This window comes from Streptomyces sp. NPDC057623, assembly GCF_042800355.1.
Lineage (GTDB): Bacteria > Actinomycetota > Actinomycetes > Streptomycetales > Streptomycetaceae > Streptomyces.
Genome location: NZ_JBHVGZ010000006.1, coordinates 1 through 14027 on the forward strand (window position 1 = coordinate 1; position 14027 = coordinate 14027).

A 14027-nucleotide genomic window follows, 5' to 3' on the forward strand; every position below is an offset into this window, starting at 1 on the left:
AACAGGACCCTCAGCAAGTCCTATCGTTGCAGGTCAAGGGCACTTTCCGTGTTTCTGATCAACTCTTGGACAGCCCACCTCGTGAAAGCGCGAGGCTAGCCGTAGGAGGGCTGCTGTCGGCTGTCGTCGCCGTGATCGTTCCCGCTGTGACTGGCGGCTGAGCGGACACGACCGAGCGCCTGGGGCAGGTAGAAGGCACGGCGTGCATGGCTGCGACTGCGGCGGCCCGCTTCCGCTGCTCTGACCGGCGTGGGAGCGGAGATCCCGCCCGATCTCCGAGAGGTCTCGAAAACCGTTGGGGGCTCCCGCTCCCCTCCACCTACGATCCCGGACATGCCCCGACCCCACGGATTCACCTACCAGGACCACGCCAACGGCACCGTCCACATCACCCACCACGGCCGCCCCGCCACCACCCTCCAGGGCTCCCGCGCCGCCCAGTTCCTCGCCGAAGTCGAGTCGTCCGACCCCCAGCTGGTCATGGCCCGCTGGACCGGGAACTACAAGCACGGCAACGAGCGCACGGCCCGCGATCACCCCCGAAACCGGCGCTGACCCGAACGGTCTCGGGTAAGGGAACGGTAAAACGCCCCCGCTCGTTCACCCGGCATGACAGCTATGACCCCCGGCTCGAACATCCCTCTCTCCGCTGCGCGCGTGACGGTGGACGTCGCCGCCCCCGTGCGGCTCGACGTATCGGGCCTGCTGCTCACCGCCGACGGCAAGGTGCGCTCCGACGACGACTTCATCTTCTACAACCAGCCCCAGGGCCCCGGCGTGACGTACCGCTCAGGCGGTGGCACCAGCCCCGACGCGATCACCGTCGACACGTCGGCCGTTCCCCCCGGCATCGAGAAGATCGTCGTCACCGCCAGCCCGGACGCCGCCGGCCAGACCTTCCAGGGCATCGAACCGACGGCCACCATCCGCAACGCGGACGACAACAGCGTCCTGGCCACGTTCACACCCCCGCAGCTCGGTACCGAGACGGCACTGGTGATCGTCGAGGTCTATCTGCGGGGCGGCGCCTGGAAGGCCCGCGCGGTCGGCCAGGGCTACGCCAACGGGCTGGCCGGCATCGCCACCGACTTCGGCGTCACGGTCGAGGAGCCGGCCCCGGCCGCCCCCGTGGCCCCGCCGCAGCCCGCCATGCAGCCCCCGGCCGCCCCGCCGGCCCCGCCGATGTCCACTCCCCCGGCGCCGCAGGCCCCCGCCGCTCCCCCGGCCCCGCCCGCCCCACCCGCGCCCGCGCCCGGCGCCGGAAAGATCAACCTCGACAAGGGCCGCGTCAGCCTGCAGAAGAACCAGACCGTCTCCCTCGTCAAGGGCGGCCGCCCCCTGCTCTCCCAGGTCAAGATGGGCCTCGGCTGGGAGCCGGCGTACCGCGGCAAGGACATCGACCTGGACGCCTCGGTCATCGCGTACGGCCCGCAGCGCAACCACATCGACAGCTGCTACTTCGGCAAGCTCCAGATCGTGCAGGGCGCCATCCGCCACTCCGGCGACAACCTCACGGGTGAGGGCGGCGGGGACGACGAGGTCATCACCGTCGACCTCGGGCGCCTGCCCCAGGAGGTCACCGGCCTCGTCTTCACGGTCAACTCGTTCTCCGGCCAGAAGTTCACCGAGGTCGCCAAGGCCTACTGCCGACTGATCGACGCCGCCTCCGGCGAGGAACTGGTCCGCTTCGACCTCACCAGCGCCGAGGCGCAGACCGGCGTGATGATGGCCAAGTTGATCAAGCAGTTCTCCGGTGAGTGGGAGATGACGGCCATGGGCGACTTCGTCAAGTCCCGCACGGTGAGGGGGATGGTGAAGCCGGCGGCCCAGGCGCTGTAGACAGCCGTACGACGTCCAGGGCGCCCCCGGCCGAAGGGGGCGCCCGGCGCGACCGGAAGCCGGGATGGGGCTCGGGCCTCCCCGGTCACATCTTGGTGGCCCCCGCCGCCAGATCCCGCAGGAAGTGCCGCGCCCCGATCAGGAACACGATGATCAGCGGGATCACACTCATCAACGCCCCGGCCATCACGAGCGCGTAGTCGGCGTTGTACAGCACGTTGAGGTTCGCCAGGGCGACCTGGAGGGTGACCTTGTCCGGGTTGATCATGACGACCAGCGGCCAGATGTAGTCGTTCCAGAGGCCGATGAAGGTGAAGATGCCGAGGAAGGCGAGGGCCGGCCGGAACAGCGGCAGCGCGACCTGCCAGTAGAGGCGGAAGAAGCCCGCGCCGTCGATCCGCCCCGCGTCCAACAGCTCGTCCGGCAGCGAGTTCTGGGCGTACTGACGCATCCAGAAGATGCCGAAGGCGTTGGCCGCGCCCGGGATGATCAGAGCCTTCAGCGATCCGGCCCAGCCGAACTCGGCCATGGTGACGAACTGCGGCACCAGCGAGAGCTGCGCGGGGATCATGTAGGTGACCAGGAGCGTGCCGAAGAGGAACTTCTTGCCCGGGAACTCGTACTTGGCGAAGGCGAACGCGGCCAGCGAGTCGAAGAACAGCACCAGCGCGGTCCCGACCACGGACACGGCGATCGTGTTCCAGAGGGAGCCGAAGAAGTCGATGGTGTCGAGCACCCGACCCATGTTGTCCAGGAGATGCGGGCCCGGCACGAGTTTGGGCGGGTAGCTGTAGATGTCCTGGGTGGTGCCGGAGGCCATCACCACCAGCCAGTAGAAGGGGAACAGCGAGATCAGCACGCCCAGGAGCAGCGCTGCCCGGACGCATATCCGGGTGAGCCGGCTGCCGGAGCCGATGGCCAGCCCCGCGCTCCCGGCCGTCCTGCCGCCGGACGTCCTGCCGTCGGACGTCCTGTCGCCTGCCACCCTGGTGGCGGTCGTCCCGTCGTGATCAGCGGCCATCGCGAGCCCCCTTGCGGCGCAGCAGCCCGGCGAGGCCGGGGCGGCGGTCGTCGCGGTCGGATCCGGAGACCAGCCGCCAGTTGATGATCGTGAAGACGGCGATGATCGCGAAGAGGAGCCAGCCCATCGCGGCGCCGTAGCCGAACTGGTGCTCCTTGAAGGCCTTCTGCCACAGATAGAGCACGATGGTCATGCCTTCCTGGCCGGGTCCGCCCGTGGTTCCGACGTCGGTCGACTGGAAGAGCACCTGGGACTCGGTGAAGATCTGCAGGCCGTTGATGGTGGAGGTGACGGCCGCGAAGAGGACCACCGGCCGCAGTTGCGGCAGCACGACCCGGAAGAGGGTCTGCCAGCTGTTCGCGCCGTCGACCCGGGCGGCCTCGAAGTGCTCGGTGGGGATGGCCTGGAGGCCGGCCAGGAAGATCAGGGCGTTGTAGCCGACCCACCGCCAGATGATCATGAGGGAGACGGACGACTTGATGCCCCACTCGGAGGACAGCCAGCCGATCCCGTCCACCCCGATCGCCCTGAGCGCCGAGTTGGCGAGGCCCGACTGGGCGAAGACCGAGCCGAAGACGACAGTCATGGCGACCATCGAGGTGACGTTGGGGATGAAGTAGGCGACCCGCATCGCACCGCTGAAACGGACCTGCGAGTGCAGCAGGAAGGCCAGCACCAGGGCGAGGAACAGCATCGGCACCGTGGACAGGAACCAGATCTCGAAGGTGTTGAGCACCGAATGCCAGAACACCGGGTCCTGCAGCAGCCAGCCGTACTGCTGGAGTCCGACGAAACGCATGTCGCCGATGCCGTCCCAGTCCTGGAAGGACAGATAGAGGGAGTAGAGCACCGGGAAGGTACCGAAGACGGCGAACAGCACGTAGAACGGCGAGATGGCAAGGAGGGGCGGGAGGTGACGTCTGCGTCCGCCCGGGGCGTTGGACCGTGTACGGCGGACAGGGCGCCGTTCGTCGGCGGGCGGCGCGCCCGCCGGGTCGAGGACCGTGGCCATGTCAGCTCACCCCCAGTCGGGACAACGTGGTCTCAGCGGTGTTCACCGCGTCCCGCCAGGCCCGGTCGGGGTCCTTGCCGAGCATTTCCACGTTGGTCAGCTCCTGGAAGAACGGGGTGTTGGCGGTCTCCTCGTACGGGCTGAAGTAGTTGACCGGGGCCTTCTCGGCGGCCGGGCCGAAGACGTCGATGGGCTGCTGACCGCCGAAGAAGGGGTCCGGCTTGTGCATCGCCGGGTCGGCATAGGCGGCCGGAGTGGTGGGGAACAGGGAGATCTCCTGGTAGCTCTTGAGCTGGTTCTCCGGGCTGAGCAGCCACTTGAGGAAGGCGAACGCCGCCTCGGGGTCCCGGCAGTAGCGGGTCAGGGTCATGTACGAGCCGCCGTAGTTGGCCGGGCCGTCCGGCATGGTGGTCAGGCGCCAGGTCCCGGAGGTCTTCGGCGCGGAGTCCTTCAGGCCGTTGATGGCCCACACCGCGGTGGTCATCGTGGCGACCCGGCCGCCGCTCATGGCCGCGTTGAAGTCGGGCGTCCCGTCCGTGATCCTGCCGCTGAGCCGCTGGCGGAGGATCTCCACGGAGAGGTCCCAGCCGCGCTTGACGTGTTCCTGGTCGCCGATGAAGCGGTTGTCCTTGTCCACGAACTGCTGGGGGCTCTGGAGCAGGACCTGCTGGAAGACGTTGCCGATGTTGCTCACCAGGTACGGCTTGCCGGGCGCCTTCGCGCGCAGCGTCTTCCCGGCCGCGATGAACTTCTCCCAGGTGGGGATCTCCTCGGCGACGTCCGCCGGTTCGTAGGCCAGTCCGGCCTGCTGGAAGAGGTCCCTGCGGTAGTAGAGCGCGGTGGGGCCGGCGTCGAGGGGGAAGCCGATCATCCGGCCCGACGGGGTGAAGCAGCTCTTCCACTTCCAGTCGAGGTACCGGTCGCGGACGGACTCCGCGCCGAGCGTCCTGAGGTCGAGGAACTCGTCCTCGTCGGGGAAGAACGTGGCGAGGTTGTCGGAGTTCGCGACGGTGATGTCCGGAACGTAGGCGCGGGCGGCGAGGCTGGTGCGGACCTTGGAGTCGATTTCGCCGTCGGGGATCTGCGAACCCCGCACCCTCAGCCCCGGTACCCCGGGGACGCCGCGCTTGGCGGTGGCGAGCAGTTCGTCGCTGAGCGCGCCCTTCCAGTACCAGAGGCTGAGGTGGTTGGTGCCCGCGGAGGCCGATCCGCTGGGGGCTCCGCATCCCGACAGGCCCAGCAGGGCGGCACCCGCGCCGCCCAGCGAGGCCCCCAGAAATCGTCTGCGGGACATGGTTCGGTGTTCCATGGGGGGCGCACTCGCTTTCCGGACGTGCGTATGACAACGATGTCGACCACTTCGTCCCAGCGGCTCGGCATCGCGCTGTGGGGAGATTGCTGTGGGGAGAATCTGGGGTCCGTGAGCGTTCACGTGAACGTTGCCGTCGAGTATCGAGGCGGCCGAAAAGCAGTGTCAAGGGATGGGCACGGCTGATGTGTTGAGGGATTTCCGGCCAGGTGTCGGGGCATTTCCGGGTATGCGGTGGAGTGTTTCCGGCTGGGCGTCGAGGCGATGCCGACCGCGCCGGCGCGCGCTCCCGGCTGCGCGTGGGGCGTCACCGGCTACACGCCAAGGCGCCCTCGGCTCCGCCTGAGACTCCTGGGCACCGACCGCACGTCGAGACGACCCCGGCCTCCCCCGAGGCCCACCGACTACATGTCGAGACGGCCCCGACAGCACCCGAGCCATCACGGACGCCGGACCGCAGTCGAGACCGGCAGCGATGACGCGGCCCCTGCCGCACACCGATCGATGTGCGGTTGGTGATGCCGCAGGGGTGGCTGGGGTCGGTACGACCCGCCTGTGCGTGGCGCGATCCCGGCGGCACGTCGCCCGTGACCCGGCCCACCGGCACCGGCTTCGTGCGAGGTCTGGGCGCCGTCGCCCCGGCGGCGTGGCCGTCAGGTGGAGGCTCGCACCACCAGTTCGGGGACCACCCACGCCTCGGCACCCCGCAGCGGCTCCGCACCCGACCTCAGGCGGGCCACCTGGTCGACGGCCAGCCGTCCCAGTCGCCGCTTGTCGATGTGCAGGGTGGACAGCGCGGGCTCCACCAGCTCTCCCAGCGACAGCCCGTCGAAGCCCAGGACGGCCAGATCCTCCGGCACCCGCCGGCCCCGGCGCCGGGCGGCGCGCATGGCGCCGACCGCGATCAGGTCGTTGAAGCCGAAGACGGCGGTGACGTCGGGCCGGGCGTCCAGCAGTCGCTCCATCCCGGCCTCTCCCCCGGCCACGCTGTGCTCGGCGCACAGCGCGATCCAGCTGTCGTCGACCGGCAGGCCGTGCCGCCGGGCCTGCTCCAGGAAGGCCGCACGGCGCGGGCCGGGGCCGTGCACACCGTCCAGCATGCCGATCCTGCGGTGCCCCGCGCCCACCAGGTGGGCCATGCCCTCTGCGACACCGGCGGCGGCGTCGATCCCCACGGCCGCGAAACGGGTCTGCTGCGGGCCACGCTCCAGCAGCACCAGCGGTACGCCGCCGAGATGCCGGGCCAGCACGTCGTCCGGGCTCTTGAAGTAACCCACGATCGCGTCGGCCTGATGCGACAGGACGTCGAGCGCGTCCCGCTCCCGGGCCTCGTCGATGCGCGAGTCCCACATCACCACCTGCCAGCCCCGCTGCTCGGCCGCCTCCAGGACACCGGCGGCCACCTCGGGGAAGAAGGGGTTCATCAGATCCGGGATCACCAGCCCCGTCGTCACGGCACCCTTGCGCACCATGCCGCGCGCGAACCGGCTCGGCCGGTAGTCCAGCAGCCGAGCCGCCTCCAGCACCCGTTCCTTCGTGGCCGGGTCGATCTCACCCTTGTCGTTGACCGCGCGGGAGACCGTCTGCCGTGACACTCCGGCCAGCTTCGCGACATCGTGGATCGTGGCCCGGCGGCGGGTGCCGTCAGGCTGCTCGACACCCGGCTCCCGCTGCTGATCGTCCGCCCACACGCTGTGCACTGTAGCGCTCCGCTCGAAGGGCCGCGCAAGGGTCGTCGGTTGTCAGCGGCGCCGTTGTGGCTGGTCGCGCCCCGCGGCGGAGCCGCATGTCGATGCAGCCCAGCGCCCCGCCGCTCAGAACAGCGCGCTGTACGCGTTCAGCGCCGGCTGCCCGCCCAGGTGGGCGTACAGCACCGTGGAGTCGCGGCCGATCTCCCCGCGCTCGACCAGGTCGATCATCCCCGCCATCGACTTCCCCTCGTACACGGGATCGGTGACCATGCCCTCCGTGCCGGCCGCGAGCCGCATGGCCTTCAGCGTCGGCTCGTCCGGGATGCCGTATGTGCCCCCGTGGTACCGCTCGTCGAGCTCGACGTCGGCTTCCGTCAACTCGCGCTTGAGACCGATGAGTTGACCGGTGTTGTGGGCGATGCGGGCGACCTGGGTCCGGGTCTCGGCCGGCTTCGCGGAGGCGTCGATGCCGATGACACGCCGCGGCCGGCCGCCCGCCTCCTCGATCGCGGCGAAGCCGGCGACCATGCCGGCCTGGGTGGAGCCGGTCACCGAGCACACGATCACCGTGTCGAAGAAGACCCCCGACTCCCGCTCCTGCTCGGCGACTTCGTACGCCCACCCGGCGAAGCCGAGCCCGCCGAGCGGATGGTCGGACGCCCCGGCCGGGATGGCGTACGGCTTGCCGCCCGACTCCTCCACCTCCCTGAGCGCCTGCTCCCAGCTCTCCTTGAAGCCGATCCCGAACCCGGCCCGCACGAGGCGAACGTCGGCTCCGGCGAGGCGGCTGACGAGGATGTTGCCGACCTTGTCGTACACGGAGTCGGGCCAGTCCACCCAACTCTCCTGGATCAGCACGCACTTGAGCCCGGCCCGGGCGGCGACGGCGGCGACCTGGCGGGTGTGGTTGGACTGCACGCCACCGATCGAGACGAGCGTGTCGCAGCCCTGCGCGAGCGCGTCGGCGACGAGGTACTCCAGCTTGCGGGTCTTGTTGCCGCCGTAGGCGATCCCGGAGTTGCAGTCCTCCCGCTTGGCCCAGAGGGAGGCGCCTCCGAGGTGGGCGGTCAGGCGCTCCAGCGGGTGCACGGGTGACGGGCCGAAGAGGAGGGGGTAACGCTCGTAGGAGGAGAGGGACATGGGGCGCCTCCAGAGGCAGCGGCGTCGGTGTCGGCGTCGGTCGGTGTCTACGTCAGTCAGCGTCGGCGTCATCGGAGTCGGCCAGGTCGGCGAGGGTGCGCCAGATCTCCGCCGTGACCCGGACCGCCGCGTCCACGTCACCGGCGGCGCACGCCTCGATCAACCGCTCGTGCAGCCCGGCCGAACGGCAGGTCCCGCCCTCTCCGAAGCGCCGGCGCTCCAGGCGGCGGATGAGCGGGGTGTAGCGGGCGACGGTGGCGGTGGCGGCGCGGTTGCCGCTCACCCGCACCAGTACGTCGTGCAGCTCGTCGTCGGCCCGCAGGGCGAGGTCCACCTCACCGGCCGCGACGGCGGTGGCGAAGCGTTCGTTGGCGGTGCGCATGATCTCCACGTCCGCGGCCATCAGCCGGGGTACGGCGACCCTCGTCACCAGCTCGTGCATGGCGCCGACCACGGCGGCGGCGTCCCGGACGTCGGCGGCCACGACCGGTGTCACCCGGGTGTAGCTCTGGGGCTTGCTCTCCAGCAGTCCCTCGTCCACGAGCCGCGAGAACGCCTCACGCACCGGCGCCCGGGACAGCCCGAGCCGCTCCGCGAGATCGGCGTCCCGCACCACCGCGCCGGGCTCGATCTCCCCGGCCACGATGGCGTCCCGGATCGCTTCGTACGCCCGGTCCCTGAGCAGGGTCCGGCCTACGGGTCGTATCGCCTCCACGAACTGAAATGTTAGATGTCAATCCGGGGTCCGGACAAGGGTGTGGCCCGCACCCCCGTGAAGTGCGGGCCACGCTCAGGGCCGGTGCCTCAGGCCGCCCACGGCCAGTCGGCGTCCCGAGCGCTCTCCAGCAGCGGCACCATGCGGAAAGCCGCGTCCGACAGGCCCCCGAAGGTGTGCCTGTTCGCCCTGCCCGACGGGCCGTGGCCCGCGCGGTAGCCGGCGAGGTTCCAGGTGTAGACCGGCACCTGGTCGGGGACCTGCTGGGTCGGGTCGCCGTGCCGGTTGAACGTGTACTGCTCGTCGGTGACGATCAGCACCCGGTCCTGTCCCCGATAGTGCGCACGGACCGCCGAGGTGGTGTCCGTGCCGCCCAGGTCACCGAAGCGGCCAAGGATCTTCAGCACCGACTCCCCCTTGCGGAACTTCAGCCGCCGGCTGGTGGTACCGAACTCGACGAGGTCCGCGTCCTCGGCCCGCAGCGCCAGCGCCGTGCCGAAGATCGCCGCCGCGTCCGCCCGGTTGAGCTGCGAGCGGTCCGACAGCCGCGCCCACATCGAGCCCGAACGGTCGACGAGGACCAGCGTCCGGCCGGGCAGCGCGGGCACGTTGGCCAGCGAGTGGCCGAGCGCCTGCTCCAGCGGGTACGCCCAGCGCAGCGAGGGCGCGTGCTGGTACGCGGCCAGGTACCGGAAGGGGAACTGCCGCGACCGCGCGACCTCCGCCGGGTCGCTGATGCGCGCCGCGACCCGGGCCGCGACCTCGTCACCGACACCGGCCTGGTCGAAGTTCCGCAGGTTGCGGACCAGAGCCATGGCGCCCATGGACGGGATCACGGCCTCCCAGGCCGCCTTGTCCATCGGGCCCTGCAGCCAGCCGGCCAGCGCCTCCCACGTCATCCCGGCCGCGGCGAGCCGATCGGCACCGCCCTCGGACGTGACGACGGCACGCCGCTGCTCGACCGGCAGCGCCATCAGCTCGCGGTGCGCGGTGAGCACGGTGCTCGACGCGGGCGGCACGGCGGTGTCGGGGTTGTGCCGGCGGTCGAGCGCGTACCGGAACAGCTCGCCCTGCCACGGCTTGTCCGCGTCGGGCGCCGCGTGCACCAGGTTGAGGATGTCGCCGAACCGGTAGCCCTTGGTCGCGGTGTCGTACTTCAGCAGCGACTTGCCGCTGTAGAGACGCTGTACGGCGTCGGCGACACCACGCTTGACGGGCTTGGGGACATTGCGGCCGTACGTAGCCGTCCAGTACGCGAGCAGTTCGCCGGGCTCGTCCGGGCGCCGCAGCACGGAGGCGATGACCTGCCGGTTGGCCGGGCCGTCGGTGGCGCCCGCGTCGAGGCGGGCCTTCACGTACTCGGCGGCGCCCACGATCGAGGCCGTACGGAGGTTTCCCTCGCCGCGCAGCCAGCCGAGCAGGCCGGCCGTCCACGCGGGGTCCTCGACAGCGAGCTGCCGGACGAGGCGTGCGAACCGGTCGTCACGGTCGGCGCCGCTCTCGTAGAAGGTCCGCTGCGAGACGAAGTTGGCGACCGACAGCAGGAAGAGCTCGGAGCGCGTGTCCCGCTCACGGCCTCGGCCGCCCTCGTACGACCGCAGTACGCGTCCGGTGGAGGTGACACGCGAGGTGGGCTGCGCCCGCGCCGCCCTCTTGTTGAATCGCGCCATGGTGAATTCCCCCGAATTCATTGTTGTTTCGGAGGGAGGCGCAGCAAATGGAGGGTGACCGAGTTCGAAGTCGGCTGCGGTGACTATAAACTGGCGCGTCTTCCGTTCCGCCACATCGACTCTGGGTCGATGACGGGATTCGAACCCGCACGAGGGTCCAGCCCCCACCAGTTCCCGAAGTATCCGCTGCCTGCGCACCGGGCACCCACCATGAGCTGCGCCTCCCCGAGATCAGTGAACGCACCGGGAGGTGCATGAAGTTGTGGTGTCCAGAGTTCAGGCCGGCGGAACCGACATCAGGTGCTCTGCCGCTGAGCTACACCGGCACGTGGTACCGGTGGCGGGATTCGAACCCGCGGCCTCCCCATTTGGAGTGGAAGTAGGTCCTGCCTTCGCACCTGGACGTTCATCACTCTAAGAGGGCGGCCGCGAGACGGGCGAGCGAATTAATTACCCGCGCTTCTGACGCTTCCAGGGGCCGGTGATGGCGAGCATGATTCCGGGCGTCTGGATGTTGGCGTACAGCGTCCGGCCGTCGCAGGAGAAGGTGACGCCGGTGAACTCGCTGTACTCGGGCTCGTCCTCGGTGCCGATGTTGAGTTCGTTGCGGGCGATGGGGTACGTACGGCCGCTGTCGGTGGCGCCGAACAGGTGCTGGACGCCCTCACCGTCCTCGGCGATGACCAGGCCGCCGTACGGGGAGACGGTGATGTTGTCGGGGCCGTCGAAGGCGCCGTCCTTGGACGGGTCGGGGTTGACGCCGAGGAGGACCTTCAGGGTGAGGGTGCGGCGCTTGGGGTCGTAGAACCAGACCTGGCCGTCGTGCCGGCCGGGGCTCTCCTCGCGGGCGTAGGAGGAGACGATGTAGGTGCCGCCGTCGCCCCACCACATGCCCTCCAGCTTGCGGGCACGGGTGATCTCACCGTCGGCGAACTGCTTGCGGACGGGGGTGGTCCGCGCGTCGCGGTCGGGGACGTCCACCCAGTCGACGCCGTACACCGTGCCGATCCTCGTGGCGCGGGAGAGGTCGTCGACGAACTTGCCGCCGGAGTCGAAGCACTTGGGTGCCTGGAGGACACCGGCGTCGTCGGCCAGCGCGCGGAACCTGCCGCGGCCGTACGCGAAGCCCTTCGGCGGGGTCCAGCGGAAGAGCAGGCCGTTGGGCGCGGCGGCGTCCTCGGTGAGGTAGGCGTGGCCGCGCCTGGGGTCGATGACGACGGCCTCGTGGTCGTAGCGGCCGAAGAACTTCAGCGGCTTGGGGTTCCTGTTGGCGCGCCGGTCGCCGGGGTCGACCTCGAAGACGTAGCCGTGGTCCTTGGTCATGCCGTTGGTGCCGGCCTTGTCGGAGTTCTCCTCGCAGGTGAGCCAGGTGCCCCAGGGGGTGCTGCCGCCCGCGCAGTTGGTGGAGGTGCCGGCGATGCCGACCCACTCGGCGACCTGGCCGTCGGGGCGGACCTCGACGACCGTGCAGCCGCCGGCCGCGGCGGGGTCGTAGACGAGGCCCTCGGTGAGCGGGACGGGGTGCTCCCAGTTGGCGCGCGGGCCCTTCAGCTCGTGGTTGTTGACCAGGAGGGTGGTGCCGCGCGGGCCGTCGAAGGCGGCCGTGCCGTCGTGGTTGGACGGGGTGAACTCGCCCGACTCCAGCCTGGTCTTCCCGCTGTGGGTGATGACGCGGTACCTGAACCCGGCGGGCAGCGCGAGGATGCCCTCGGGGTCCGGGATCAGCGGTCCGTACCCGACACCCCCGCCGTGGGCGTCCGCGGACTCCTCGCTCGCGGTCTCGGACTCCGTGGACGCGAGCGCGTTCGGCGCCGTGGCGAGGACGCCGGTGCTGCCCGCCAGCGCGACACCGGCACCGGTGATCGCGGAGTTCCTGGCGAAGTCCCTGCGGGTGAGCGACATGGTGTCTCCTGTGACAGTGGGTGTGCCGTGGGAGGTGGCGGACTTCGGTCGGCGCAACGGTCCCGCCCATGTCTGAACACCGGTTGAACGCCAGGGGTCTTCAGGGCACCTGCTTCCATGAATCAACGCCGGGCGCGGCGACGTCCTCAGGGGCGCGGGACGGTGTCATTCGCGGCTCCGCCGCGTGGGCGCGACAGCCCCCACGCACCCGCACCCGCAAACGGCCGTCACCCACCCTGCTGCGACCGCGCCTTGAACGCGGCCTTCCGAGCCTCCTTGGCGATCTTCTTGTCCGGATGCAACCGCCCCATCGCCTCCAGCACATCCGCCGTGGCCGGGTGGTCCACCCGCCACGCCGCCGCGAAGAAACCGCTGTGCTGCGCGGCCAGCCCCTCCACCAGCGCCCGCAGCTCCTCGGAGTTCCCCTCGGCGGCCAGTTGCGCGGCAAGCGTGTCGACGGTCAGCCAGAACACCAGATCCTCGGACGGCGCGGGAACGCCGGAGAACCCGGCCTCGGTCAGCCACACCCGGGCGAGACCGCCCAGCTCCGGATCGTCGAGGACCTCCCGCAGCGCCGGCTCGGCCTCCGCGCCCACCAGGGACAGCGCCTGCTGGCAGCGCAGCCGCCGCAGCGGCGCCCCGGTGTCCAGGCCCCGTGCCGCGGCCAGCAACTCCCTTGCCGCGGCGAGGGGTTCGCGCCGGGCCAGCCACTGCTCGGTCTCGGCATGCGCGGCGGCCTGCGGGAAGACGGCCGTGCCGTCGAGCAGCGCGTCGGCGCCCTTGTCGGCGAGGTCCCCGACCGCGGGGGCGTCCAACCCGGACTCCAGCAGCCGCGACCGCAGCCCGAACAGGCCGAGCGGGGTCAGCCGCACCATGCCGTAGCGCGACACGTCGGTGTCGTCGACCGGGGCCGCCGTCTCCTCGGCGCCCTCGGCATCCGCCATGAGCGCCTCGTCCACCGGCTGGTACTCCACGAGGCCGACCGGCTCCAGCACCCGGAACTGGTCGTCGAGGCGCATCATCGCGTCGGAGACCTGCTCCAGCACGTCGTTCGTGGGCTCGCCCATGTCGCTGGGCACGATCATCGACGCGGCGAGGGCCGGCAGCGGCACGGGCCCGTCGCCGGGGCCGTCCTCGCTGACCGTGAGCAGATACAGGTTGCCGAGCACTCCGTCGAGGAACTCCGCCTCGGCCTCCGGGTCCCAGTCGAGCGAGGAGAAGTCGATCTCGCCCCCGGTGTCGACCAGGTCGACCAGGTCGTCGAGGTCGGGCACGCTCGCGTCGGCGAGCACCGCCTCCAGCGCCGTCAGCCACACCCCGAGCACGTCCTGCGGCGAACCGCCGGTCAGCAGCGCGAGGTCGGCGCCGGACGTGACCGTGCCCGCCTCCTCGTCGACGATCTCGACCAGCCCGGCGTCCACGGCCACCCGCCAGGCCTCGCTCGCGTACGCGGCGGCGTCGTCCCCGCTCAGCCCGAGCAGCTCGGCTGCGGCCGGCAGCTGCTCGTCGACGAGGCCGCCCCCGGCGTCGACCCGGGTGTCGGGTCCGGCCCAGCGGGCCAGCCGCGTGGCCCGGGAAAGCAACGGCGTGGACAGCGCGTCCCGCGCCAGCTCCGCTTCGGGGTGCAGCCGCGCCGGCGGCAGGGGGGAGCTGTCTGACATCGGCTGTTTCTCCTAGGGCGTTCTGCATGGCCGTAAGCGACACGGCCCTTGGCCGTACGCATCACGG

General features: G+C 70.7%; 11 protein-coding genes. 2 read left to right on the top strand and 9 right to left on the bottom strand.

Annotation, left to right across the window (positions count from 1 at the left end; all coding sequences use genetic code 11):
* Positions 1 to 333 precede the first annotated feature (333 nt).
* Both ACFU95_RS08560 and ACFU95_RS08565 read left to right on the top strand, forming a co-directional pair.
* On the top strand, positions 334 to 555 hold the full coding sequence (locus ACFU95_RS08560; RefSeq protein ID WP_383823678.1) for a hypothetical protein: 222 nt from the start codon (positions 334 to 336) through the stop codon (positions 553 to 555).
* A 63-nt stretch (positions 556 to 618) separates the two neighbouring features.
* Positions 619 to 1839, top strand: coding sequence for a TerD family protein (locus ACFU95_RS08565; RefSeq protein WP_383824332.1), 1221 nt, complete (start codon positions 619 to 621; stop codon positions 1837 to 1839).
* A gap of 85 nt (positions 1840 to 1924) precedes the next feature.
* On the opposite strand, the gene ACFU95_RS08570 is transcribed toward ACFU95_RS08565, so the two are convergent.
* The 9 genes from ACFU95_RS08570 to ACFU95_RS08610 all read right to left on the bottom strand — a co-directional run bounded on the left by ACFU95_RS08570 (position 1925) and on the right by ACFU95_RS08610 (position 13960).
* A complete protein-coding gene (locus ACFU95_RS08570) occupies positions 1925 to 2860 on the bottom strand; it encodes a carbohydrate ABC transporter permease (RefSeq protein WP_383823680.1) in 936 nt (311 codons plus the stop codon).
* Positions 2850 to 3872, bottom strand: a complete 1023-nt coding sequence (locus ACFU95_RS08575; RefSeq protein ID WP_383823683.1) for a carbohydrate ABC transporter permease — start codon at positions 3870 to 3872, stop codon at positions 2850 to 2852. The genes ACFU95_RS08570 and ACFU95_RS08575 overlap by 11 nt, the downstream gene beginning before the upstream one ends.
* A 1-nt stretch (position 3873) precedes the next feature.
* On the bottom strand, positions 3874 to 5166 hold the full coding sequence (locus ACFU95_RS08580; RefSeq protein ID WP_383823686.1) for an ABC transporter substrate-binding protein: 1293 nt from the start codon (positions 5164 to 5166) through the stop codon (positions 3874 to 3876).
* Positions 5167 to 5834: 668 nt separating this feature from the next.
* Positions 5835 to 6872, bottom strand: coding sequence for a LacI family DNA-binding transcriptional regulator (locus tag ACFU95_RS08585; RefSeq protein ID WP_383823689.1), 1038 nt, complete (start codon positions 6870 to 6872; stop codon positions 5835 to 5837).
* Positions 6873 to 6995: 123 nt separating this feature from the next.
* The gene (locus ACFU95_RS08590) at positions 6996 to 8012 is read right to left on the bottom strand and encodes a 1-aminocyclopropane-1-carboxylate deaminase (protein WP_383823692.1); all 1017 of its coding nucleotides are present in this window, start codon (positions 8010 to 8012) and stop codon (positions 6996 to 6998) included.
* 52 nt (positions 8013 to 8064) lie between these two features.
* A complete protein-coding gene (locus tag ACFU95_RS08595) occupies positions 8065 to 8727 on the bottom strand; it encodes a GntR family transcriptional regulator (RefSeq protein WP_383823695.1) in 663 nt (220 codons plus the stop codon).
* Between the two features lie 89 nt (positions 8728 to 8816).
* Entirely contained in the window at positions 8817 to 10397 is a 1581-nt protein-coding gene (locus ACFU95_RS08600) for a TROVE domain-containing protein (protein ID WP_383823698.1), read from the bottom strand.
* A gap of 450 nt (positions 10398 to 10847) precedes the next feature.
* Complete coding sequence (locus ACFU95_RS08605) at positions 10848 to 12299, bottom strand: alkaline phosphatase PhoX (protein WP_383823701.1); 1452 nt, start codon at positions 12297 to 12299, stop codon at positions 10848 to 10850.
* A gap of 227 nt (positions 12300 to 12526) precedes the next feature.
* Positions 12527 to 13960, bottom strand: a complete 1434-nt coding sequence (locus ACFU95_RS08610; protein WP_383823703.1) for a hypothetical protein — start codon at positions 13958 to 13960, stop codon at positions 12527 to 12529.
* Positions 13961 to 14027 lie beyond the last annotated feature (67 nt).